This window comes from Clostridium sp. UBA1652 (assembly GCF_002320975.1).
Lineage (GTDB): Bacteria > Bacillota > Clostridia > Clostridiales > Clostridiaceae > Clostridium_T > Clostridium_T intestinale.
The window spans coordinates 18,794-41,732 of sequence record NZ_DCLI01000005.1; the positions used below are offsets into that span (position 1 = coordinate 18,794).

At 28.1% G+C, this 22,939-nt stretch carries 25 protein-coding genes and 1 other RNA gene; 8 read left to right on the plus strand and 18 right to left on the minus strand.

Annotation, left to right across the window (positions count from 1 at the left end; genetic code table 11):
• Positions 1 to 78: 78 nt before the first annotated feature.
• Positions 79 to 2,082 (minus strand): methyl-accepting chemotaxis protein, encoded by a 2,004-nt coding sequence (locus B3N22_RS00615; RefSeq protein ID WP_286904066.1) that lies wholly within the window; start codon positions 2,080 to 2,082, stop codon positions 79 to 81.
• A 259-nt stretch (positions 2,083 to 2,341) separates the two neighbouring features.
• Between B3N22_RS00615 and B3N22_RS00620 the strand changes: the two genes are divergently transcribed.
• From B3N22_RS00620 to B3N22_RS00640, 5 genes are all read left to right on the plus strand, one after another.
• Complete coding sequence (locus B3N22_RS00620; protein ID WP_286904068.1) at positions 2,342 to 3,037, plus strand: response regulator transcription factor; 696 nt, start codon at positions 2,342 to 2,344, stop codon at positions 3,035 to 3,037.
• 9 nt (positions 3,038 to 3,046) lie between these two features.
• Complete coding sequence (locus B3N22_RS00625; protein ID WP_286904070.1) at positions 3,047 to 4,501, plus strand: sensor histidine kinase; 1,455 nt, start codon at positions 3,047 to 3,049, stop codon at positions 4,499 to 4,501.
• A 2-nt stretch (positions 4,502 to 4,503) separates the two neighbouring features.
• Positions 4,504 to 5,649, plus strand: coding sequence for a TolB-like translocation protein (locus tag B3N22_RS00630; RefSeq protein ID WP_286904072.1), 1,146 nt, complete (start codon positions 4,504 to 4,506; stop codon positions 5,647 to 5,649).
• A gap of 88 nt (positions 5,650 to 5,737) precedes the next feature.
• Positions 5,738 to 7,027, plus strand: coding sequence for a lipid II:glycine glycyltransferase FemX (locus B3N22_RS00635; RefSeq protein WP_286904073.1), 1,290 nt, complete (start codon positions 5,738 to 5,740; stop codon positions 7,025 to 7,027).
• An 80-nt stretch (positions 7,028 to 7,107) separates the two neighbouring features.
• Entirely contained in the window at positions 7,108 to 8,145 is a 1,038-nt protein-coding gene (locus B3N22_RS00640) for an alanine racemase (RefSeq protein ID WP_286904075.1), read from the plus strand.
• A 44-nt stretch (positions 8,146 to 8,189) separates the two neighbouring features.
• On the opposite strand, the gene B3N22_RS00645 is transcribed toward B3N22_RS00640, so the two are convergent.
• Positions 8,190 to 8,342, minus strand: coding sequence for a hypothetical protein (locus tag B3N22_RS00645; RefSeq protein ID WP_286904077.1), 153 nt, complete (start codon positions 8,340 to 8,342; stop codon positions 8,190 to 8,192).
• A gap of 205 nt (positions 8,343 to 8,547) precedes the next feature.
• Between B3N22_RS00645 and B3N22_RS00650 the strand changes: the two genes are divergently transcribed.
• Positions 8,548 to 8,913 (plus strand): hypothetical protein, encoded by a 366-nt coding sequence (locus tag B3N22_RS00650; protein WP_286904079.1) that lies wholly within the window; start codon positions 8,548 to 8,550, stop codon positions 8,911 to 8,913.
• 34 nt (positions 8,914 to 8,947) lie between these two features.
• Here B3N22_RS00650 and B3N22_RS00655 read toward each other — a convergent pair whose 3' ends face one another.
• Both B3N22_RS00655 and B3N22_RS00660 read right to left on the minus strand, forming a co-directional pair.
• Complete coding sequence (locus B3N22_RS00655) at positions 8,948 to 9,409, minus strand: hypothetical protein (protein ID WP_286904081.1); 462 nt, start codon at positions 9,407 to 9,409, stop codon at positions 8,948 to 8,950.
• A gap of 85 nt (positions 9,410 to 9,494) precedes the next feature.
• Positions 9,495 to 10,037 (minus strand): AAA family ATPase, encoded by a 543-nt coding sequence (locus B3N22_RS00660; protein ID WP_286904083.1) that lies wholly within the window; start codon positions 10,035 to 10,037, stop codon positions 9,495 to 9,497.
• A 134-nt stretch (positions 10,038 to 10,171) separates the two neighbouring features.
• Here B3N22_RS00660 and B3N22_RS00665 point away from each other — a divergent pair, with 134 nt between their 5' ends.
• A complete protein-coding gene (locus tag B3N22_RS00665; RefSeq protein WP_073018839.1) occupies positions 10,172 to 10,396 on the plus strand; it encodes a hypothetical protein in 225 nt (74 codons plus the stop codon).
• A 50-nt stretch (positions 10,397 to 10,446) separates the two neighbouring features.
• Here the strand turns inward: B3N22_RS00665 and minE are convergent, their stop codons facing one another.
• The 14 genes from minE to B3N22_RS00735 all read right to left on the minus strand — a co-directional run bounded on the left by minE (position 10,447) and on the right by B3N22_RS00735 (position 21,646).
• Positions 10,447 to 10,704 (minus strand): cell division topological specificity factor MinE, encoded by a 258-nt coding sequence (gene minE, locus B3N22_RS00670; RefSeq protein ID WP_286904085.1) that lies wholly within the window; start codon positions 10,702 to 10,704, stop codon positions 10,447 to 10,449.
• A gap of 13 nt (positions 10,705 to 10,717) precedes the next feature.
• Entirely contained in the window at positions 10,718 to 11,515 is a 798-nt protein-coding gene (gene minD / locus B3N22_RS00675) for a septum site-determining protein MinD (protein ID WP_286904087.1), read from the minus strand.
• Between the two features lie 372 nt (positions 11,516 to 11,887).
• Positions 11,888 to 12,304 carry a LytR/AlgR family response regulator transcription factor gene (locus B3N22_RS00680; protein WP_286904089.1) on the minus strand — a complete coding sequence of 139 codons (417 nt, stop codon included), beginning with the start codon at positions 12,302 to 12,304 and terminating at the stop codon, positions 11,888 to 11,890.
• 70 nt (positions 12,305 to 12,374) lie between these two features.
• A complete protein-coding gene (locus B3N22_RS00685; RefSeq protein WP_286904091.1) occupies positions 12,375 to 12,602 on the minus strand; it encodes a response regulator in 228 nt (75 codons plus the stop codon).
• Positions 12,603 to 12,627: 25 nt separating this feature from the next.
• Positions 12,628 to 13,560, minus strand: a complete 933-nt coding sequence (locus tag B3N22_RS00690; RefSeq protein WP_286904093.1) for a sensor histidine kinase — start codon at positions 13,558 to 13,560, stop codon at positions 12,628 to 12,630.
• An 87-nt stretch (positions 13,561 to 13,647) separates the two neighbouring features.
• Positions 13,648 to 13,926: a hypothetical protein gene (locus B3N22_RS00695; RefSeq protein WP_286904094.1), complete on the minus strand. Its 279-nt coding sequence runs from the start codon at positions 13,924 to 13,926 to the stop codon at positions 13,648 to 13,650.
• A 218-nt stretch (positions 13,927 to 14,144) separates the two neighbouring features.
• An RNA gene (gene rnpB, locus B3N22_RS00700) (RNase P RNA component class A) lies at positions 14,145 to 14,486 on the minus strand.
• A gap of 64 nt (positions 14,487 to 14,550) precedes the next feature.
• A complete protein-coding gene (locus B3N22_RS00705) occupies positions 14,551 to 14,898 on the minus strand; it encodes a hypothetical protein (RefSeq protein ID WP_073018832.1) in 348 nt (115 codons plus the stop codon).
• A gap of 135 nt (positions 14,899 to 15,033) precedes the next feature.
• The gene (locus B3N22_RS00710; RefSeq protein WP_286904095.1) at positions 15,034 to 15,834 is read right to left on the minus strand and encodes a Nif3-like dinuclear metal center hexameric protein; all 801 of its coding nucleotides are present in this window, start codon (positions 15,832 to 15,834) and stop codon (positions 15,034 to 15,036) included.
• Positions 15,831 to 16,529: a tRNA (adenine(22)-N(1))-methyltransferase gene (locus tag B3N22_RS00715; RefSeq protein ID WP_286904096.1), complete on the minus strand. Its 699-nt coding sequence runs from the start codon at positions 16,527 to 16,529 to the stop codon at positions 15,831 to 15,833. The genes B3N22_RS00710 and B3N22_RS00715 overlap by 4 nt, the downstream gene beginning before the upstream one ends.
• Before the next feature lie 12 nt (positions 16,530 to 16,541).
• On the minus strand, positions 16,542 to 17,429 hold the full coding sequence (locus B3N22_RS00720) for a PH domain-containing protein (protein ID WP_286904097.1): 888 nt from the start codon (positions 17,427 to 17,429) through the stop codon (positions 16,542 to 16,544).
• A gap of 66 nt (positions 17,430 to 17,495) precedes the next feature.
• Positions 17,496 to 18,608, minus strand: coding sequence for an RNA polymerase sigma factor RpoD (rpoD, locus tag B3N22_RS00725; RefSeq protein ID WP_073018821.1), 1,113 nt, complete (start codon positions 18,606 to 18,608; stop codon positions 17,496 to 17,498).
• A 26-nt stretch (positions 18,609 to 18,634) separates the two neighbouring features.
• Complete coding sequence (gene dnaG, locus B3N22_RS00730) at positions 18,635 to 20,410, minus strand: DNA primase (RefSeq protein ID WP_286904098.1); 1,776 nt, start codon at positions 20,408 to 20,410, stop codon at positions 18,635 to 18,637.
• A 207-nt stretch (positions 20,411 to 20,617) separates the two neighbouring features.
• Positions 20,618 to 21,646, minus strand: a complete 1,029-nt coding sequence (locus B3N22_RS00735; RefSeq protein ID WP_286904100.1) for a deoxyguanosinetriphosphate triphosphohydrolase — start codon at positions 21,644 to 21,646, stop codon at positions 20,618 to 20,620.
• A 196-nt stretch (positions 21,647 to 21,842) separates the two neighbouring features.
• Here B3N22_RS00735 and B3N22_RS00740 point away from each other — a divergent pair, with 196 nt between their 5' ends.
• Complete coding sequence (locus B3N22_RS00740; RefSeq protein ID WP_073018804.1) at positions 21,843 to 22,907, plus strand: CotS family spore coat protein; 1,065 nt, start codon at positions 21,843 to 21,845, stop codon at positions 22,905 to 22,907.
• Positions 22,908 to 22,939: the final 32 nt, after the last annotated feature.

A 22,939-nucleotide genomic window follows, 5' to 3' on the forward strand; every position in this document is an offset into this window, starting at 1 on the left:
TATAATAATTATTTTTACTTATTTTGTATTTATACATTAAAAAAGGTCATTCTACCTAAGTAGAATGACCTTTTTTTACTATAATTTAAATCTTTGTATTCCTAATTCAAGAGCTTTAGCTAACTCTTGAAGATCTTGTGCATATCTTGTAACTTCATCCATAGTTGCATTTATTTCTTCTGTTGAAGCTGATACTTCTTCTGATGCTGAAGCAGTTTCTTCTGATACAGAAGATATATTTTCAATTTGACCTACTACTTCATCTTTTTTAGCATCAATTACTTTTGCCGAACTACCTATTTGTTTGATTCTTTCAGTTAAATCATTTATAGCATCCAATATTTTCATGAATATCTTTTCTGTCTCTTCTACTGCTATATCTTGATCTTTTACTAAGTCATTTGATTCATTCATTGCCTTAGCTGCATTTTTAGACATAGTTTGTATGCTTTCAATTATTTTTCTGATTTCCTCTGTTGATTGTTTAGACTGTTCTGCAAGTTTTCTTATTTCATCTGCTACTACTGCAAAACCTCTTCCAGCTTCACCTGCCCTTGCAGCTTCAATGCTTGCATTTAAAGATAAAAGGTTTGTTTGTTCAGTGATATCTGCTATAGCATCAGAAATCATATTAATCTGTTCTGTTTTCTGACTCATGTCTGTAACTATCTGACTTACTTCATTAGAAGCTTCTTTAGTCCTGTCTGACTTACCTGCAAGTTCCTTAACCACATCTAATCCAATGTGTCCTAAATCTAATGCATCATAGGCTACTTGTTCTAAATGGTTTGTGGTATCTGCAATTTCATCTATTCCTTCTGATAATACACTCATACCCATTGCACCATCTTGAGCATTAGATGCTTGCTCTGTAGCACCTTGAGATATTTCTTCTATAGCTCTAGAAACTTGAGTTATGGATATTGTTGTTTCTCCTGCCATAGCTGCAAGATTTGTAGAAGTTTCTAATACAACTTCTGATGACACTTTAACTTCTGACATAAGACCAGATATATTATCTATCATCATATTGAAGTCTTTTCCTAAGAATCCAAATTCATCTCCTGACTTTATATCTACTCGAGTTGTTAAGTCACCTTTTGCAGTTTTACTAAAGGCATCTCTTAATGCCTTTGCATGACTTGCCATTGATTTACTTAAAAAATAGGATAATATAGTTGATATTAAAATCATTACTCCTATTGTAATAAACATTGCATTATTTATTGAATCTACATCTTCACTTATTTCATCTTCACTCATTGAACCAATTATCTTCCAACCAGTGTTTTCATTAGTTGTGAAAGTTGCATACTTCTTATCACCATTATATTCATAATCTGTAAATCCACTTGTACTTGTCTTTATATAATTCCAAACAGAAAGCTTACTTGCTTCTTCTGTACCTACTATCTCTTTATTTGGGTGTGCTATTATAATTCCGTTACTATCGCTTATATACGCATAGCCATTTTTTCCAACTTTAGAACTTTCAAAAACATTTGTCATTCTCTCAAGTGAAACATCAACTCCTACAACCCCTACAATAGTGCCATTATCTTCTACAGTTTGAACTAAACTTACAACTGTTTGTCCAGTTGCTACATCTACATAAGGACTTGTATAGAAAACTTTTCCTTTATTTTTAATAGCTTCTTTATACCAATCTCTTTCTTTATGGTTAAAGTCGCTAGGTAATTCAACTTTAGGATAAACTAAAAACTTCCCACTTTCTGTACCATAATAAGCATTTAAAACATCAACATTACTTGCTTTTATATCTTTTAAGTAAGCTTCAGTATACTGACTTCTATCCGCAGTACCTTCTGGTTTTGTAAAGTTAACATTTTGACTTGCCATCTTTAGTTGAATAGACATCGCATCAAAGTAATAATTAAGTGATGTATTAATTTCATGTACTGTTTGTTTACTTGTAAGTTCGAAATTTTTACTTAAAGTGTTTTTTGCTTGTCTATAATTTGACAATCCTAATATAATTAATGGTATTAGACATATGGATATTAAACTAACCATAAGCTTAGTACGTATCCCTTTTATGTTCATTTTCCTGTTTCTAGGCAATTAAACTCCCCCTTTTATTGTGATAAATGACAAAACTCCTTATTATTTATCATGCCTGTGTTTTAATTATCGACATTATTTTATCACACTTAAGCTACTATATAAATGTAATTTTTACTATTATTTAAATATTTTAAAGTAATTATTAATCTTTTACTTTAACTTGTATCAGTATTGTAACAAATTAGGTGTTCCTATCTTTAAATTACGTATTATATGCTAAAATAAGTTTAAGCTATGTTTATGCGAGGTGTTAAACATGAATAAAAAAATTTTGATTGTTGAAGATGAGGAGTCTATAGGAGATATTCTTTCCTATGCTCTTAGTAAAGAGGGCTTTTTGACTAAAGTTGCTAATAATGGAGCTATGGCTCGCGAACTATTAGATAAGTTTATCCCCAACTTAGTTATTTTAGATTTAATGTTACCTGATATAAATGGTTTGGATTTATGTAAATTAATAACTAAAAACTACAATGTACCTATAATTATGATAACAGCTAAATCTGATCCAGTAGATAAGATTTTAGGAATTGAATTAGGTGCTGATGATTATATAACTAAACCCTTTAATATAAGAGAAGTTATAGCAAGAGTTAAAGCTTTGTTTAGGAGAATTGAACTAATCTCTTCTAATGTTTCTTCTTATAACTCTAATGTAATTAAATTGAGAGATAATATAGAAATTCATACTGATGAACGTTCTGTAATTAAGGATAATAGTATTGTAGACTTGACTAATAAAGAGTATGACCTACTACTTTACTTAGCTCAAAATAAAGGAAGAATACTCTCAAGAAGTCAGATTTTAGATAGTGTGTGGGGAATAGATTTTGTATGTGATACTAGAACTGTTGATATCCATGTTCAAAGAGTAAGAAAAAAACTTGATGAAAATAAGAACAACTCTATTATAGAAACAGCTTTTGGCATTGGCTATAAGCTTGTTAATTAAGAGGTGAATATGAGTTTATCTATAAGAAACAAACTTTTAATCTCATTTATATTTATTACATCTATTTCTCTAATGGCTTTAATAAGTTCATCTTATGAAGTTTTAAATAGTAATAATGAGTATTTTATTAATAAAGAAGTAACTGATACCAAAAATGGTATTGACTTATATTTGAAGCAATATTTCCTGGGAAAAACAATAGAGCTTAATGAAACCTCTATTAGGATTGAAGCCCCTAACTTATCTAAAGAGATCAGTAATAAGCTAGGTACTAGTGTAACTTTATATAACACTGGATCTCAAGTTTTATATTCTATGGGGAATAGTTCTTTGACTAACTCTAAAGATTTAACTCAAGCCTTAGCTGGAAACATATCCTATACTATTGATAACAAAAATCAAGAAACTACAGTTTACTTTTCTTATCCAATAGTCAGTAATGATGGAGTTATCGCTGTTCTAAGATATTCTAGAGATTATACTTACTTATTTAGTCAAAGTTACGGCTTCTTAAACAGGGTTATTCCAGTTTCTGTGCTTATATTCATTGTAAGTGTGTTTCTTTCTTACTTAATCTCTAAACAAATAACAAAACCCATAACAACTCTTACAACTCAAGCAGAAAAGATTACAGAAGGCAACTGGAATGTCTCTCTTAAAACTAACTCTAACAAAGATGAAGTAAGTAAGTTAAGTAAGAGTTTTAAACTCATGGTTGATAAGATAAAGAGTCAACTAGACATCATAAGTAAAGATAGAGATACTTTAAAAGAGTTGTCTGCTCAGCAAAAAAACTTCTTTGACAATGTTACTCATGAACTTAAAACTCCTATTACAACAATTGTTGGTTATGGTGAGATATTAAAAGATAACGGTTTTACAGATGAAGAGTTTTTTAATAGAGGTATTAATAAGATTGTTTCTGAGGGAAATAGATTAAACCGTATGGTTGTTCAACTTCTCGAACTATCTAAAAGCTCATCAAATGATTTTAGTTATGAGTTTAAAGAATTGAACTTATCTAAAGTCATAAAAAGTACTGCAGAAGAACTAAGTATTAAAGCTCATAGATATGGTATATCTATAAACTTAAATGTACTTGATGATATGACTATATATGGTGATGAAGATAAGATTAAAGAAGTTATAATAAACATTCTAGATAACTCTATAAAATACGGTTATCCAAACTCTTCTATTAAGATTACTTCTTTAACTGAAAATTCATCTTATAAACTTATAGTTCAAGATGAAGGCATAGGTATTAAACAAACTGAGCTAGAAAATATATTTTCTCCTTTTTATAGAGCTACTAAGATAGAGTCTAAAGAAAAAGGAAGTACAGGTTTAGGGTTAAGCATTGTTAAAAATATTTTGACTAAACACAATGCTTCTATAGCTATTAAAAGTAAGGTTGATATTGGAACTGAGGTTACACTTAGTTTTCCTAAAATGGAGGTTTAGAGATGAAAAAGCATTTTATATTAAAAGTTCTAGTATTATTTATTTCTTTCTCTATACTTTCATTATGGTTTAATCCTACATCTATTTTTAGAAAAAAAACAAATACCATAGTACTTAATGATAGACCTATTAATATTTCATCTATTGAGGACTCTTCCTCTTATGTTAAAATAGATTCTACAAATAGCTTTAATATAGATAAATCCTTTGATAACAGTTTCTGGATAAATAATGAAGATATTCTTTTAGCAACCATGTTTCATTATAAGGGTTTAAATAGTGATGTAGAGGTGTTTAATACAAAAACTAATTCCTCTACAAAACTAGATATTAAAAATTTATCTTCAATGTTTTTAGTATCTCCTTTAGGTAATGGATTTTTATATGGAAGTAGAGAGGACTACACTAATAAATTTATTAATGGTTTTAATCCAGAAGTATATAAAAAAATGTATGACTATGTCACTAAATATTATTACTATTCACTTTTAGATAATACATCTACTCCAATTCCTGAAGGGCTAATTCCTATGAATTGGCTCCCTGATGGTAGCGGATTTATAGCAAGTTCAAGTGATTTTAGTAGTTTAGTTATTTATGATTTTGATAGTAAGAGTACTCGCACTTTTATTGATAGTTCTTTTGGTATAGATGTAACTGAAATATCTCCAATCTCCATCTCAAACGATGGTTCAACTTATTATTTTTCTTGTTATGATTATAAATTAGAATTGTATTCAATTTATAAAATGAGTAAAGAAGACATGGCTCCAAAAAAAATACCTAGTGATATGTATATTAGACCTGCTATAGAAGTTGTCAATAATAACTTACTTCTACTTACGGACCAAGTTAGTGGTATTATATTTACTTATGATGTTGAAAAACACTCAAGATACAAAATTACTACAACTTCAACTGAATTCTATATTAGTAATGATAAAAGTATGCTTGTATTTCTTGAGAGAGGTAATTTTACAAAATTAAGTTTAGTTAATTTAAATGATCCCAATTTAACTGCTACGGAAATATTTCGAAACAAAAACTCTATCTCAAACATAAGCTGGAGTAACGATAACAAACTAGCTTTTCAAATCACTGATGGCTATAATGGAAACAATGTTATCTATACTTTCTCCTTCAAATAATTTACAACTTAGATACAATATCTAGTTATTTTGATACATCAGTATTATAAAATACCTCCTAGGAACTCTTTTCCTAGGAGGTTTTAATATGTACGTTTTTAAAGATATATCAAAAGATGAACTTAATAATTTCAACTATTCTTCTCAAAAAGGGCATTTATTTCAATGTTCTAACTGGGGAGAAGTTAAAGAAAGTTGGATTTCTAAATATATTGGAGGCTTTAAAGAAAACACCGATGAGATGGTTCTAAGTTCTTTAATCCTAATAAGAAAACTGCCCTTTCTACCTAGATATATAGGTTATATTCCTAGAGGGTTTATTTGTAATTATGAAAATGAAACCCTCTTAGAAGAATTTTTTAGATACCTAGATAAGTTTATGAAAGATAATAAGATAGCTTTTATAACTTTAGATCCTGACATACCTTACAAAGTTAATGACTCCATAAACTCTAAGTCGGCTAAATTACTTAAATTTTTATCCTCAAAAAAAATCAAAGTTAACTCATCTACTAATTTTGATTCTATACAACCTGGAACTGTTTTTAGACTAGCTCTTCCTAAATGGGATAAAGATACTATAAAAGCAGCTACATTTAATAAATTTTCTTCAACTACTAAACGTAATATAAAAACAGCTTCTTCTAGAGGTTTAACTACTGAGTGTTATGATTCCACTAACATATCTCAGAAAACATTAACTACCTTTTATGAACTTATGAAAATAACAGGCAAACGAGATGGTTTTTTAATAAGAGACAGGAATTATTTTAATATACTTTTAAATAAATTACATCCTAACATAACAATGTATTTAGTTAAATATGATTATGAAAAAGATTTTTCATATATGAATGCAAAACTCATGGAGTTGAGAGCAAAACAAGATATACTTCTTGATAAACTTAACAAAGATTCATCAAACATAAATATAAGTGATAAACTAAAAAACTCAATTAAAGATCTAGACAGACAGGTACTTGAAACTAAAGCTAAAATCGCCTCCATAAGTGTATATGAAGGTAAAACTATATACTTAAGTGGAGCTATCTATGCTCACTATGGAAATAAAGCTTGGTATCTCTATGGTGCATCACAGGATATCTTAAGAAATACTATGCCTAATTATTTAATGCAATGGGAAATGATTAAACACTCAATTGATTTAGGTTTAGAGCTTTATGACTTTAGAGGAACCCCTAAACCTACTGAAGAAAACAAGAATCTTTCTGGACTATATAAGTTTAAGAAAGGCTTTGGTGGGGACTTCATAGAATTTATAGGAGAAATATATATAATCAGAAGTAAATTGTTATACTTTCTATATAAAACTGCTTTTCCAAAGTTTAAGGAAATCAGAAGTAACTTTAAAAAATAATCTATTACTTTTTACAACTTAGATACAACTATTGTATTAGACGAAACAAATTATGGCTATATTTAAATTAGGTGATGAATATGAATGTATGGTGTGAGGTTTATAAAGATAAAATAATTCACAATGTAGACCTTATAAAAAAGAAATCTTCAAAAAAACTTATGGCAGTAATTAAATCCAATGCATATGGATTAGGTATAAACGAAATATCTTCTATCTTAAGTCCTTTAGTGGATAGCTTTGCTGTTTCAACTTTAGAAGAAGCTCAAAGTCTAATTATAGAAAAAGATATTTTAGTTTTAACTCCTTTATGCGTATTTCACGATTATAACGATATAAATAGTAATATCATTTTAACTATAGATGATGAAGAAGATTTATCTTATCTAAATATGGAAAAACAATATAGAGTTCATATTTACGTTAACACTGGTATGAATAGATTTGGAATTGAAATAGATAAACTTCCTAATTTTATCGAATATATAAAAAGTAATTATAAAAATGTTATTATCGAAGGTATCTATACTCACCTTCATAATACTAAAAACACTAATTACTCTTTAAAACAAATTGAAAACTTTAAGAAATGTGTAAACCCCTATATTGGAATTATTCCTAATATACATTGTTTAAATTCTAATGGCTTTTTAAATGATGTTTTATATGAGGCATGTGATTTTACTAATTTCATTAGAATCGGGAACTTACTCTATGGATATAGCGGATTAGATAAAGGATTTAAACAAACTTATTCTTTTAAAAGTAAAATACTAAAATCTTTTAAGGTTTCAAAAGGTAATACCGTTGGTTATGGAGACAAATATAAAGCTCCTAAAGATATGCTTATCGGTGTCTTACCCATCGGTAAAATTCATAATTTTTATTGTTCTGTAAATAGACATGGTTTATCTTTAATAAATCTACTAAGAATAATCTATAGATTTTTTGTACCTCTAAAGGAACTATATTTTGAAGATAAGCCTATCAATATAATTAGTCAACCAAACATGGATAATACTTTAATAGATGCTACAAATCTAAAAGTTGGAGATATAATAACAGTTAAACTCTCTCCTATTATTGCTGACAGTTCAATTAAAAGAATATATCTATAAAAAAGCTGTTTAGGAAGTAAAATCTCCTAAACAGCTAAATTTAACTAACTACACCCGCAACCGCAGCCACAGCCCTCTTCTTTCTTTTCACTTAACTTTCTTTTGCCACATGAGCATGTTGCATTTGGATCCTTTACTAATTCAACTGTTTTATTGCCTCCGCAGCGACATTGTTTTTTATTTTGTGTATTCTCCATGTACAACCATCCTTTTTATAAAATATTTTATTTCATTATACACTATAAATATCAAATAATAAATACTTTCAATAGATAATTATTATCATTTTATGCTTCTAAATATAGCTTTATATGTTTTTTTAAATTCTCTATATAATTAATTCACATTTTAATCACTAAATCTATACACTATACATATAAGAATGTTTTTTGGAGGATGTAAATGTACGTTAATATCGATGAAGAAATAAGAACTGAGAGTCTGGATGATTACAGTAACTATTTCAGATCTTTATCTTATGATGACGACTACGAAGATAGCGAATATACCCCTTTTAATACGGATATTCACCAAATACCTTTTGTACTTAATCCTTATTATATGCCTATTGGAGCAGACCTTGAGGATTCCCAAGATATGCGAAAAAAGAAAAAATCAAAGTCTAACCCTAGACCTCCGTATCCAATGAATCCATATCCTATGAATCCATATTGGAATCATGGATATGGCTACGGCTACCCTTACCATCCATACCCTAATCAAGGATTTAATCCACTTCCTTGGTTCTTATTAGGATCTATACTTTAAAATTAAATGGTAGTTCATTCGTGAACTACCATTTTTAATCATTTAAATTTGGACTTTCTAAAGATATACAAGCCTTTTTTATAAGTTTTATATCTTTAATCTCTGTATCTGAAGGAAATACTATTACTCTTATCTTGTAATTCCCTTTAATATATTCTATGGTTTTGTTTATTTGTTCTACATTTTTTACTTCTTCCCCTATTTCATTTTCCACCCAATTAATGGAGTTATAAATACTGTGCATAACTTTATTACGAAATTCTAATTGAGTAAACTCTGGATTTAAATATTCTGATAATGTATCTTTAATATTAGAGTTAGCTTCATCTGCGCTTCCTATATATTCTAGCTCATTACTGTCTTTTTTATATATAAAGAAAATCCCTTTTTCTTCTGGAAGGCTCATTACATCAAAATCAATTAATTCTCCTAGGTTTTCTTTTATAAAATCCTTTGTTAATTCTTTTATATTTAATATATATTCATTTATTTGCAATTTTGCACCTCCTAATTATTCTATAGTATTCTCAATTATTATTTGTATTATTAGAAGGTTAGGTTTTTAATGTTTTCCAAAATAGTTATTTATAATTTATTATTTTAACAACATCTCTAAATATACTTTCCTTACTTCTGTTACCATCAATAACATAATCACATTTTATAATATTAAATGCTTTACTATCATGCTCTACTCTTTGCAAAATATCCTCATCTACAACATTAAGCCTATTATGTTTTCTCAAACACATTCTGTCAATTCTAATTTCCTTATCTGTCTTTATATATAGTACTATTATCTTAGCATCTTTTATCTCTTTTTTTATTTTATCTACTCCAATTGGATCAATTACATAAACGGACACACCTTTATTTCTATATTGCTCCCTAGTAGCCCAGTAATGATTTGAATTAAAATATGTATAAGCTATTACTTCATCTTCTCTACTTGCAAACTCATGGTATGTAGCAGCATCTACAAATATATGACCTTTTTCTCCATCATATCTTTTTTTCCTTGTTGTATAACTTTGAATATAATTATATCCTTCTTCTTCTAATCTTTCTGCAATAGTAGACTTTCCGCTTCCACTTTCACCTACTATACATATTATCTTATCCATTTTATGACTCCTTATAAAATTTGATAAATATATTATACACAAAATCAGTTTAAAATTCCTCATTCAATTTTTAATCTATTATTAAAGGATTTTCATCCTACATGTAGAATTACTTTTTAAAGGGGGTGACAATTATGTTTGAATATACATTTACTAACGTTATAGAAGTTCTTACACCATTCGAAGTTGATTTTGATCAAGTTAAAACAGAAGTTACACAAACTAATGAATACACTAGAAACTTATTTAAGTACCCAAACGGTTTAATATTAGATACTTATCAATATCGTGATAAAGTTGTTATTAAAAGTAATAGAAAGTTAGAAGAAAAAGATGGCGCTGTTAGCGTTGTACTTTAAATAATTAAAATAAGGTGGATACTCTAATCCACCTTTAAATTTATGGACTTTTATCTATATCTATTAACCTTAATAGGTATATTGGCTACTAGTATTGATGAATCAACTCCAGGTGAACTATTTTTTATTATTTTTAATTCCACCTCTGTATTATGTATTTCAATATACTTGGCAATTACCATTATTACTTCACTTTTTATTTTCTCTAATAACTCTAAACTTAAACTATCCCTGTCATTAATTAATATAAGTTTCAATCTTTTGCTTGCAACTTCTTTCGAGGATGTTTTATTATAAAAATTTTTCATCACTTATCCTCAATTATTTTGAAGCAAATAACTTTCTAAAAGTTGAACTAAAAGATTTATCACTTCTATCATTATATTTAAATGGCAACTTCTTACCAGTTACTCTCATAGCAATCCTCATAAAAGACATTCTAAGTTTAGAATTTTTATTTAGTGTAATTGGCTCTCCTCTATTAGTTGCAATTGTTATTGTTCTATCATCAATGATAATACCTATTAATTCTATATTTAAACTATTAACTATATCTTCAACATCTAGCATATCCCCATTTTTAGTCATTTCATAGTCAATTCTATTTATTATAAGCTTTATGTCCCTAATGTTTCTATCTTCAATCATCCCTATAACTCTATCCGCATCTCTTATTGATGTAAGTTCTGGGTTTACTACAACAAGTGCCCTATCAGCACCTATAACTGAATTTTCAAATCCTTGCTCAATGCCTGCAGGACAATCTATTAACACATAGTCAAAAGAAAGTTTAAGCTGATTAACTAGCTCTAACATCTTTGAAGTATCTATATCATTTTTATTATTAGTTTGAGCCGTTGGAAGTAAGTATAACCTATCGCTTCTTTTATCTTTTATTAGAGCTTGTCTTAAGCTGCATCTTTCATCTAAGACATCCACTAAGTTGTAAACAACTCTATTTTCAAGACCTAAAAGTATATCCAAATTTCTAAGTCCAGTATCTCCATCTACTAGTACAACACTTTTCCCCAAGGCAGCTAATGCCGTACCTATATTAGCTGTAGTAGTAGTTTTTCCAACCCCACCTTTACCCGATGTTATTACAATTACTTCTCCCATAGAAATTAACCTCCATTTTATAAATTTCAAGGGCTGTGCCCTTAATATTTATAGAAATATCACTAGATTAAATTTTAGTATATCTTTAATAATCATATTTCTATAAAAGCTTCTCCTTTACCATTATGAAACTTAAAGCCTACCTTAAATAATTTATATATTAAAGTAACCTTATTTACAGACATACAGCAAATTATTTTATTAACCATAATTTTCACTCCTCACTTATCTTTTTTTATAACTTTTAGTCCCTTTTCTATAAAATATCATATTTTGTAATTTAAACTCATTTAATGTAAAAACTGCGTCTTAAAATGTAAAAATTAATAAAAAAATACATGCAACCTTTCACATGTATTTCAAATATATTATTTAGTTTAATAAGTAATTAAAGTATTTTTCTTTTACTGTTCCTGAATTTACGCTGCTTATTGGTATTTTGAGATTTCCACTCATAAAAATATAATTGCCTTCTATTTTTATGACATGATGCATATTTACAACAAAACTTTTATGACATCTAATAAATCTATCATCCTGAATAAGTTCAATAAAATCCTTAAGTTTAGAATAAAAACTAATAGTTTGTCCTGACACCAAATGTATCATAACTACTCTAGCACTGCTCTCTGCATACAGAATATCTTTATAAATAATTTTATAGCTTCCTTTTTTATTTTTTATAACAATATTTTTATCATTTAAATTTAAGTCCTCTATAGCTATAAATATAGCATCTTTTAATTTATCTTCCTCAATAGGCTTTAAAATATAATATAGTGCTCTCACTTCATAACTTTCTATTGCATGCTCCTTTGAAGAAGTTATAAATATTATTTTACACTCCTTGTCAAACTCCCTAATTTTTTTTTGCAGTGTTTATTCCATTAGAAAATTTCATATAAATATCTAAAAAAACAATGTCATAGCTTTCTTTAGAGGAACTAACATGCTCAATAAACTCTTCCCCGTCATTAAAAGTACTAATTTTAAACTCTATATTTATATTGTTAATAATTTTTGATACATAAGAAGATATTAGCTCCAGTTCTTCCTTAATATCATCACAGACTGCTATATTTATCATTTATATCACCATCTTGATTTATTAATTAATTCAAATTAATAATAATATTAACCTGAAATTCTTGATTATTATATTTTGTATTAAAGTAACCCTTATATTTCTCAGTTACTTTCTTTACACTAGATAAACCTATACCATGACCCTCTTCATCTTTAGTTGTTTTTATGGAGTTTTTCTCTACTAAAACCTGTCCATCAAAACTATTTTGTATTTTTATTACCATCTGTAGTCCTTTAATATCAACTTTTAGATCTATATATCTTCTATTTTTAATATTAACTTTTTTGCAAGCCTCCACAGAATTTTCAATACAATTTCCTAAAACTATCAATAAATCTAGTTCCTCTATACTTATATTTTGGGGTATATTTACATCAATTTTAAAGTCAATATCATACTTTGCTGATATTCCAAGATAATATTTAAGAAATGAATCCATAGTAAAGTTTTCACATATTCGTCCTACATTTGGGAATATTTCGCTGTTATCAAACTTACTAATGTATTCTTTTGCTCCAGAATAATTTTCAGCTTCTATCAAAGATTTTATTGCAAGGATATGATATCTTATATCGTGTTTAAATGTGTAGTAGTTCTCTATTGATTCACTTAAAGCATTATAATTTTGCTTTTGTAATTCTATTTGAGTATCTATAATCTTAAATTTATATTGTAATTCCATATTTTTATTTACTGAATAGATAGCAATAAATATTATTACATAAGATAATAATATTACAACTACAAACATTATGCTATTAAAAACACCATAAGAAACTATAGCTTTATTGGTATTAAGTTCATAAAATTTAGCTAAAAAAAGAAACATTATTATACTATACAAAGAGATTATAGCTATAAATCTACTTGATACAAGTCTAATCATTTCCTTATATATTTTACTTGAGAAATATATTACTGGTATTATAGAAAGTTGAATTGATGTTCTTAAAATCATAGATATATGTCTGTATACATCTATATCCTCTATTTTGAATAATCCAACAATACAGCTTGATATTATAAGTATAATTACAGAAAAGAGTCATACCGTTATGCAGGTAAATATTTTAATTGAAATAGGCTCATCAAAAACTAGATATATATAAAATATTAAAGTACACAATAAAAGAAATATAACATACTTATAAAAAACAGTATCTATAAGAAGTATATCTGAGACTACTGAGCCAAGAACCATAATAAGTATGTTTATAGCAAGTATGGCTGATGAGTACTTAACGCTCTTTCTCCTACTAAGCAATAAGTTCATATATGTAATATTAATAATAAGCAAAACACTTGAATTTATCAAAAACTTCATTATATAACTCCTACTTATTAGCTCTTAATTTAAAACATCTAATAATACATTATATAATAAAAACTTACAAAAATCTTGCTTTTTTATTCCATAAATTTCTTAAGTTTGTAGATATTTATTCCCATGTTAATATCGAAATACAAAACGATGGTAGTGAGAAAGTAAAAAGGCTTTTGAGTTGCAAAATAAAAAACACTAAGTTCAAAACTTAGTGTTTTTTTGCGAGATAAGTCTATAAGCCGAGTTCTGTATTAGTCAATCATCTATCTAGGCCTATTGTTCCCAATAGGCTCAAGCGACACACCCAGAGGCGGGACGAGCAGCCCCATTTGCCTCTCTATTCGGTCTTGCTCCAGGTGGGGTTTACATAGCCATATAGTCACCTATATGCTGGTGAGCTCTTACCTCACCTTTCCACCCTTACCCAAAAACTTGGGCGGTATATCTCTGTTGCACTTTCCTTAGAGTCGCCTCCACTGGCAGTTAACCAGCACCCTGCTCTACGGAGCTCGGACTTTCCTCTCCTGACGTAAGTCAGCAGCGATTGACTGGCTTACTCGCAAGATTTATCTTATCATATAAGAGTGTATTTTGCAAATTATTTATTTTACTAACTTTAGTGAATTACTTACAAATACTCAATGCGATAAGTAAAAGAAAAATAATAACCACACCAAACATTCCAACTCCTGAAAATAACAAAACTAAAAACATGACTCCAAGTATTCCAAGTTTAGTTGGTGTTAGCTCAATAGAAGAATATTTCTTCTTACTAATGTACTTTCCGATCTTCATATTTCCGATTTTCATATTACCTATTTTTCCTGACTCTATATTCTTCTTTAATTTAGAACTTTCATATATATCCTTTATATCTTCAAGAACTTTTTTAGAATCTTCCGCTAAGTTTTCTCTATTACCGCTAACATAACCTACCCCTGGTTTATATTTGCTTTCTCTTTTTTTACTCATTTTTTCCCTCTAAAAGTATTGTTATTATATTACTACATATATATGCTTTAGTTTCGTTTTATGATAAAAATCTTATTCACCTAAATATCTACTACAAAAAAATAAAAGCTATCTCTAGCTCTTATTATATCAACTCTATATAAATCTATATGGATCTTCTGATTTTTTCGATATTAAAATTTCAACATCTTCAACTGATTTAATGTCTTTTATAATTTTCTTAGATAGTTCCATAAACACTGGCCACTCGCTTCCAAAGTGTCCTATATCAAGAATATTTAATCCCATTTCTTTATAATCACTTGCATAATGATAAGTAGTATCACCTGTGATTACGCAATCTGCCCCATTATTATAAGCTATAGAGAAAAAATCTTGACCGCTTCCATTTATTATAGCTATCTTTTTAATTCTATCATTTCCAGATGGAACATATCTCAAATTACTAATATTTAAAGAGGTTTTAACTCTATCTATTAACTCATCTAATGTTATTACTTCTTCTAATTCCACAAATCTTCCTATCCCACTCTCATCAAAACCTTTAACTTTTGTTGGTTCTAATATGGATTTAGCTGAAAATCCAAGAAGTTCAACTATTTTATCATTTAAACCTTCTTTAACAGAATCAAAGTTTGTGTGACTTGAATAGAGATTTATATTATTTTTTATAAGATTAATTATTTTTTTACCCATCAAAGTATCTGTAGTTATGGTAGATGGTTTTCTAAAAATTAATGGATGATGAGTAATAATTAGATCCACAGTATGTTCTTTAGCTTCTTCTATTACATCTAATGTACAATCTAATGCTATTAACACCTTCTTAATATCCGATGTTTTATCTCCAACCATAAGCCCAACATTATCATAGTCTTCTTTTAATATAGGTGGAGCTATCTTTTCCATAATATTAATTATTTGTTCTAACTTCATATTATTAGCTCCTTTAATCTTTTTATTTTAGCTGTTATTTCTTCTTTTCTTTTAACAGCACTTTCAGTATCCTCTTTTATAAAAGAAAGAATAGTTTTGTATCTATCAAGTTTATTTTCTATAAAATCTTTAATTAATGGATGTTTATCCTCTATAAGTCTTGTGCTAACTTCATAATAAAAGGAATCTTCCTTAACTTTTACTTCATCTATTTTATTTTTATTGTACTTTACTTTAAAAACCTCATAAAATATATTTTCATCTATAACTAAATCTTCTTTTAAAATTTCAAAAGGACCTTTATATAAAAACGCTCTTAAGATTTCTGCATTTTGAGCTGGTTGTAGAATCATATATTTAAATTTTTGTACCTTCTTTATGTCTTGTACAATAATATCTCTTATTAAATTACCGCCCATTCCAGCAATAATAGCAGACTCAACTTCTCCAAATTTTACATTGGCCAAACCTGCACCTAATCTACATTGAATCTTATCAGAAACACCCTCAAACCTAACATTGCTTTCTGCCTTCTCTTTTGGCCCCTTGTTTATGTCTGAAGCAATCGCTTTAGTGCATATTTTATTTTTAACTGCATAAATAGGAATATATCCATGGTCTGTTCCAACATCAATCACACTTTCACACTTATCCATGTTATTCACTATACACATTAATCTTTTGCTTAACTCCATAATTACTCCGTTCTATAGATAGACATTTAATATCTTAATTTGAAACAAGAGAAATGCTAAGGCTATAGCTAAAGCTATATATATAAATTTATATGCAGATCTCTTATCATATTTTGCATTAAAATGTGAAGCATAATACATGCAAAATAGAATAATCATATTTAAAACTCCATATGACATTTGTTTAAACGCAAAGTTTTTACCAGTTCCCATTACTATGGGTTTAAATTTACCATCAAAGCTTAGTGGCATTGATGCTGGCAATGCTTGTTTTAAATACAATATAAATGGATTTAAGATTATATAAAAGATTATTACTGTAGTTAATATAAATGGAACAAATAACTTTTTATCTTTATATAATCTTCTGTTTTTGTTTACTTTAGTTTCAAATTCCTGTAATTCTATATCTTTTTCTTCTATTATATTCTTAAATTTCTCAGCGTCTATTGGTGATATTCCATAACTTATCTCTGATGAATGTAAGTATATTACTTCACTATTAGAGGATGCAAACATATGGGTAACCCCAACTTTATCAACAACATAATTACCAAACCCATACCTATCTCTTCCAAACCCCGAAAGTTTAAATCCTTTTATAGGACCTGTACTAATATTGTATCCATCAATATCATCTAAGTATATTTTTATTTTTCTTATACCCATTAACGAATTTATTATTACTATATTATTTTCTATCTGATACTTCAAAGTTAGTGTGATTAATAAATAGTAAATACAATATATATTAAATAAAATAACTAAAAGCTGCAGTAATGTTAATTCTATGTAAGAATTTACAAAGCTATTTACTGCTAAATACAGCCCATTAGCAACTACTATATACATTATAATTTCCAATAATGCTAAGCCTTTTTTAGGCTTAAATTCTTCCATTAAAATCACCTCAAAAATCATTATAGCATAGGATATAAAAATTAGCACCTAAAAAGGTGCTAATAACTAATCTAAATAATCTTTTAACTTTTTGCTTCTACTAGGATGTCTTAGCTTTCTTAAAGCTTTAGCTTCTATCTGTCTTATTCTTTCTCTAGTTACATTAAACTCTTTTCCAACTTCCTCTAGAGTTCTAGCTCTTCCATCATCTAAACCAAATCTTAGTCTTAAAACTTTTTCTTCTCTAGGAGTTAGTGTATCTAATACATTAATCAATTGTTCTTTAAGCATTGTAAATGCTGCTTGCTCTGCTGGTGCTGGAGCATCATCATCTGGAATAAAGTCTCCAAGATGTGAATCTTCCTCTTCTCCTATAGGAGTTTCTAATGAAACTGGTTCTTGAGCTATCTTTTGAATCTCTCTAACCTTATCTACAGGTAAATCCATAACCTTAGATATTTCTTCTGGGAAAGGATCTCTTCCAAGTTCTTGTAATAGTTGTCTTTGAACTCTTATAAGTTTATTTATAGTTTCAACCATATGAACTGGTATTCTTATTGTTCTTGCTTGGTCTGCTATCGCTCTTGTTATAGCCTGCCTTATCCACCAAGTAGCATATGTTGAAAACTTAAATCCTTTAGTAAAATCGAATTTTTCAACAGCTTTTATAAGTCCTAAATTACCTTCTTGAATTAAATCTAAAAATAACATTCCTCTACCAACATATCTTTTGGCAATAGATACAACCAATCTTAAATTAGCTTCTGCTAACTTCTTTTTAGCATAACTATCCCCATTTTCAATTCTCTGAGCAAGTTGAATTTCTTCCTCAGAAGATAGCAGTGGAACCTTACCTATTTCTTTCAAATACATTCTAACAGGGTCATCTATAGCAATTCCTTCTGGGATTGATAAATCAAGTTCTTCTTCGACTTCTGCTTCTCCAATATCACCTAAAACTTCAATTCCCATGGATTCTAATACTTCATATATCTTTTCTATTTGTTCAGGGTTTAGATCTATTTCATCAAGTTCATCCATTATCTCCTTGTATGTTATGCTTCCACTTTTCTTACCCTTCTCAATTAACTTCTTAACAACTGTCATTTTTGTACTTTTATCTTTTAAATCCTCAGTCTTTTCAACCTTATCCTTACCTTTAGTAATTTTTTCAGCCATTAAAATACCTCCTTCCGCTACGCCATTTAACCTCTTTTTAATCTTTTGAGTTCTAAATCAACATTCTTTAATTCTTTCGCTAGATTAATTAAATCCTCAAAAACCCCTTTATCTTCACTTTCCTTTAGCTTTTTCTTTATAGTATGCATTTTATTCTCTAATCTATATTTTCTTATGTTATAAATATAATCTTTGATAGATGCTTCTATATTACCCTCTAATATTTCTAATTCTCTTATCTTAATCCATTCACTTTGAGAATTTGTATCTTTGCAATTGTATTCTACAAAATCCTCCAAGTGGTCTTTTTTTTCTTCTTTACCTTCTATAATAAGTCGGTAAATATTTTGATGAGCTTTTGAAATTAGCTCCTGTTCACTTATATTTTCTTTTATTAATTGAAAATATTCATCTTTTGTCATTAGTTTAAGAAGTTGCCTCTCTCCCTTAAGGTAAGCAGGCTCTATATATGATTTTGTTCCATTTTCTTCCTTATTATTCATAAAGTTTTCATCTTTTTGGAATTTTGTCACTTTTTTAGAAAGTAGGTCATATAATGCCTGCTCTCTTATTCCTGTTTCTTCTGAAATCTTTTTAACATAAACATCTTTTTCTATGGGATTTAACTCTGCTAATATTTCTGTAACTTTCTGCCCATATAAAATTACATGCTCGTTGTTAGTAAAATCTATTCCTTCTTTTGCTCTTTTTAACCTATATTCAATTAGTGGAAGAGATTCATCTATAAGTTTTAAAAAGGCTTCTTTACCATTACTTCTTATATACTCATCAGGATCTTTTCCTTTAGGAACTGTGAGTACTCTAACATCAAAACCTGCACTTCTTAAAATCTCTAATCCTCTTATGGTAGCATTTTGTCCTGCAGCATCAGCATCGTAAGATATTATAACCTTATCTGCATATCGCTTTAATAATCTTGCTTGATTTAGTGTTAGTGCTGTACCTAGTGATGCAACTGCATTTTTAATTCCATGTTGGTGAAGGGATATACAATCCATATAACCTTCAACTATTACAAAATATCTTTCTGGAAGCCCATCTTTAATAGCAAAATTTAATCCATATAAATTAGTGCCTTTAACAAAGATTGAACTTTCTGGAGAATTAAGATATTTTGGCTTAGAATCATCTAGTACTCTACCTCCAAATCCTATTACTCTACCTTTAAAATCAAAAACCGGAAATACTACTCTATTTCTAAATCTATCATAATAGTTTCCTTTTTCTGATTTAATTATCAACCCTACTTCCTCAAGTATTGCCTCATTGTAACCTTTAGATTTTAAATAAAATCTTAAACTATTCCAATCATTTTTAGCAAAACCTAACCCAAAACTTTTAATTGTTTTTAAAGATAACCCTCTATTTTGGAAGTAACTCATAACATCTCTACTTTTAAATAAATTAGAAAAAAAGAATCTAGCTGCCTCTGTATTAATCTTATACATCAACTCTTTTTTAATTGCAGTTGAATTTTTTTCTCCATTTTCTAAATTTAGAGGAATGTTAGCTTTATCTGCTAAAACTTTTATCGCTTCCATAAAGGTTAGTTTCTTACTTTTCATTAAAAAAGTAATAACATTTCCAGCTTCTCCACAACTAAAACACTTATAAATTTGTTTGTCCTGAGACACGGAAAAACTCGGAGTCTTATCATTATGAAATGGACATAACCCCATATAATTTCTTCCTGATCTCTTAAGCCTTACAGTTTCAGAAATGATTTCTACAATATCATTTTCCTGCTTTATCCTTTCTATCAATGCTTCTTGAATCTGCAAGGAGTTCCCCTCCTTACTTTGATATTTTTTTCAACAATTATATTTATATTCGACATAAATTTTATAAATCCTTCTTGGGAAATTTAATAAATATAGAAGTTTTTACGATTATTTGTTAAAAACAATCATATACTCCTGTAAAATTTTCAAAATTCTTTCCAGCTTCACTTATTTTACCAAAAATTATCTTCTATTATTCTTAATTATTTAATAAATTACAAACTTTGGAACATAAAGATTATTGAAGATATTGATACAATAATCGTCACTCATTCCTGCTATATAATCTGCAACTCCTCTATGTAATCCTTCTGCTTTCACTATGTTCTGATAAATTTCTGGCATTTCTTGTGGGTTTTTATAAAAATGTTCTATTACATTCTCTAAGACAAACTTAGCTTTGTTTCTTTCAACCTTTAATACATCACCTAAATAAATATTTTTAAACATAAACTTTCTAAGTTCAGCCATAGCATCCCCAACCTCTTTACTTAAACTAACCTTAATATTATTATCATTTATGTTTTTTAATGTGTTTTCTATACAATCATTAACTAATGTATCCACTCTTTCGCCATGGGTATTTCCTAAAACCTTTATAATTTCTTTAGGAAGCATATCTTCTCTTAAAAGATTAGCTCTTATAGAATCATCTATGTCATGATTAATATATGCCATCTTATCACTATATTTCACAACTTGCCCTTCAAGAGTTTTTGCTTTTGCTTTTCCATTTGAAAATCCACTATGATTTAAAATCCCATCTATAACTTCAGCTGTTAAATTAAGTCCCTTGCCGTTTTTCTCTAATTTCTCAACCACTCTAACGCTTTGTTCATTATGTCTAAATCCACCTGGCAAAAATTCATTAAGAACTTCTTCTCCATTATGAGCAAAAGCAACATGACCTAAATCATGACCTAAAGTTATAGCCTCAACTAATACTTCGTTTAAACCAATTCCTGCTGCAATTGTCCTTCCTATCTGGGATACTTCCAAAGTGTGAGTTAATCTAGTCCTGTAATGATCTCCAAAAGTTTTTATATAAACCTGCGTTTTATGTTTCAAACGTCTAAAAGATTTAGAATGTATAACCCTATCTCTGTCTATCATATAATCAGTTCTAGTAACATCCTTTTCCTCAGGAGTATTCCTACCTAATGTTTTACTAGAAAAGGAGGCTTCTTTTATCAATGTCAACTCTTCATTTCTTTCAATTTTTTCCCTAATGTTCATATAATTCACCTCTTAAATTATTATTCTATATCAATCATAAAATTCCTTCATTTTTTAATCACTATATATTATTTATGAAAGTTTTTAATATTTTATTTCATATAATTATTTTATCCTTTAATTTTATTATCCATTAGAATAAATAAATAAATTCATTAATATCATATTAATAGGAGCTTTTAAAGAGGAGGTATTTATGGCAAAAGAGGCTGTAGATAAAAAAAGAGAGTTACTAAGTATATACGAGATTAAGGAATTTATTTTATCACAATATAATATTTTTGATTGCGACATTACTCCAGTAAAATTTAAGGATACTGCAAAACAACGTGCTGTATATAAAATTTCTTCTGTTTATGGGGATTTCTGTTTAAAAAAAGTTTATTATAGTGAACAGGATCTTCTTTTTGTGTACTCTGCAATTGAGTGGTATCACCAAAAAGGTATTAAAGTACCTAACCTAATACCAAATATAAATAAAGGAAGATATGTATCTTATAAGGACATGTTATTTATATTAACTCCTTGGGTTGATGGGGTGAAATGTGATTTTGATAACTTAGAACATGTTATATATTCAATAAGAAACCTAGCAACAATGCATAAGGAAGGAGAAAACTTTTTCCCTATTAACGGCGCAACTATTAGAAAGGGTTTTGATAATTTATACATATCTACAATGAAACACTTTTCTCACATGCTTAATTGTTCAAACTATGCATTTAAATACAAAGATAAATTTTCTAAGACCTATTTAAAACATTTTGATGCTAATGAATATTTAGCTAAAACATCATTAGAGATTCTTTCTACTGTAAACTTTGATAATCTTACAAAATCTCTATGTCACGGTGATTATGTTAATAAAAATATAATTTTTAATGTTGATGGTTATGTTTGGGTTATCGATTTTGACAAGTGTAGATATGATTATGTAGCAAAAGATATTTCCTATCTTTTGAGAAGATTATTAAAACGAGAAAATACTAAATGGAATGTGGAGTTAGCTTTATCTTTAATAAATAACTATTTATCAATTAATAAACTTAATAAAGACGATATAAAGTATATTTTAGCATATCTAATATTTCCACAAAAGTATTGGAAGCTTTCACGTGACTACTATAAAAATATAAAGAAGTGCAATAAAAATTCGTTTAATTTGCTTTTATCTAAAGTTGTTGATAGAACTGATTTTCAACTTAGTTTTTCAACTGACATAATAGCTGCAATTGAAGAAAATTATAAAATAAAAATTTAAAGGCTTCAAGATTTTACTTGAAGCCTCCTTTT

What these genes read in the sequence shown, in the direction of transcription:
- B3N22_RS00620 (WP_286904068.1), top strand. Translation starts at nt 2,342, where the DNA reads ATGAATAAAAAAATTTTGATTGTTGAAGATGAGGAGTCTATAGGAGAT.
- B3N22_RS00625 (WP_286904070.1), top strand. Translation starts at nt 3,047, where the DNA reads ATGAGTTTATCTATAAGAAACAAACTTTTAATCTCATTTATATTTATT.
- B3N22_RS00630 (WP_286904072.1), top strand. Translation starts at nt 4,504, where the DNA reads ATGAAAAAGCATTTTATATTAAAAGTTCTAGTATTATTTATTTCTTTC.
- B3N22_RS00635 (WP_286904073.1), top strand. Translation starts at nt 5,738, where the DNA reads ATGTACGTTTTTAAAGATATATCAAAAGATGAACTTAATAATTTCAAC.
- B3N22_RS00640 (WP_286904075.1), top strand. Translation starts at nt 7,108, where the DNA reads ATGAATGTATGGTGTGAGGTTTATAAAGATAAAATAATTCACAATGTA.
- B3N22_RS00645 (WP_286904077.1), bottom strand. Translation starts at nt 8,342, where the DNA reads ATGGAGAATACACAAAATAAAAAACAATGTCGCTGCGGAGGCAATAAA.
- B3N22_RS00650 (WP_286904079.1), top strand. Translation starts at nt 8,548, where the DNA reads ATGTACGTTAATATCGATGAAGAAATAAGAACTGAGAGTCTGGATGAT.
- B3N22_RS00660 (WP_286904083.1), bottom strand. Translation starts at nt 10,037, where the DNA reads ATGGATAAGATAATATGTATAGTAGGTGAAAGTGGAAGCGGAAAGTCT.
- B3N22_RS00665 (WP_073018839.1), top strand. Translation starts at nt 10,172, where the DNA reads ATGTTTGAATATACATTTACTAACGTTATAGAAGTTCTTACACCATTC.
- minE (WP_286904085.1), bottom strand. Translation starts at nt 10,704, where the DNA reads ATGAAAAATTTTTATAATAAAACATCCTCGAAAGAAGTTGCAAGCAAA.
- minD (WP_286904087.1), bottom strand. Translation starts at nt 11,515, where the DNA reads ATGGGAGAAGTAATTGTAATAACATCGGGTAAAGGTGGGGTTGGAAAA.
- B3N22_RS00685 (WP_286904091.1), bottom strand. Translation starts at nt 12,602, where the DNA reads ATGATAAATATAGCAGTCTGTGATGATATTAAGGAAGAACTGGAGCTA.
- B3N22_RS00690 (WP_286904093.1), bottom strand. Translation starts at nt 13,560, where the DNA reads ATGATTTTAAGAACATCAATTCAACTTTCTATAATACCAGTAATATAT.
- B3N22_RS00695 (WP_286904094.1), bottom strand. Translation starts at nt 13,926, where the DNA reads ATGAAGTTTTTGATAAATTCAAGTGTTTTGCTTATTATTAATATTACA.
- B3N22_RS00705 (WP_073018832.1), bottom strand. Translation starts at nt 14,898, where the DNA reads ATGAGTAAAAAAAGAGAAAGCAAATATAAACCAGGGGTAGGTTATGTT.
- B3N22_RS00710 (WP_286904095.1), bottom strand. Translation starts at nt 15,834, where the DNA reads ATGAAGTTAGAACAAATAATTAATATTATGGAAAAGATAGCTCCACCT.
- B3N22_RS00715 (WP_286904096.1), bottom strand. Translation starts at nt 16,529, where the DNA reads ATGGAGTTAAGCAAAAGATTAATGTGTATAGTGAATAACATGGATAAG.
- B3N22_RS00720 (WP_286904097.1), bottom strand. Translation starts at nt 17,429, where the DNA reads ATGGAAGAATTTAAGCCTAAAAAAGGCTTAGCATTATTGGAAATTATA.
- rpoD (WP_073018821.1), bottom strand. Translation starts at nt 18,608, where the DNA reads ATGGCTGAAAAAATTACTAAAGGTAAGGATAAGGTTGAAAAGACTGAG.
- B3N22_RS00735 (WP_286904100.1), bottom strand. Translation starts at nt 21,646, where the DNA reads ATGAACATTAGGGAAAAAATTGAAAGAAATGAAGAGTTGACATTGATA.
- B3N22_RS00740 (WP_073018804.1), top strand. Translation starts at nt 21,843, where the DNA reads ATGGCAAAAGAGGCTGTAGATAAAAAAAGAGAGTTACTAAGTATATAC.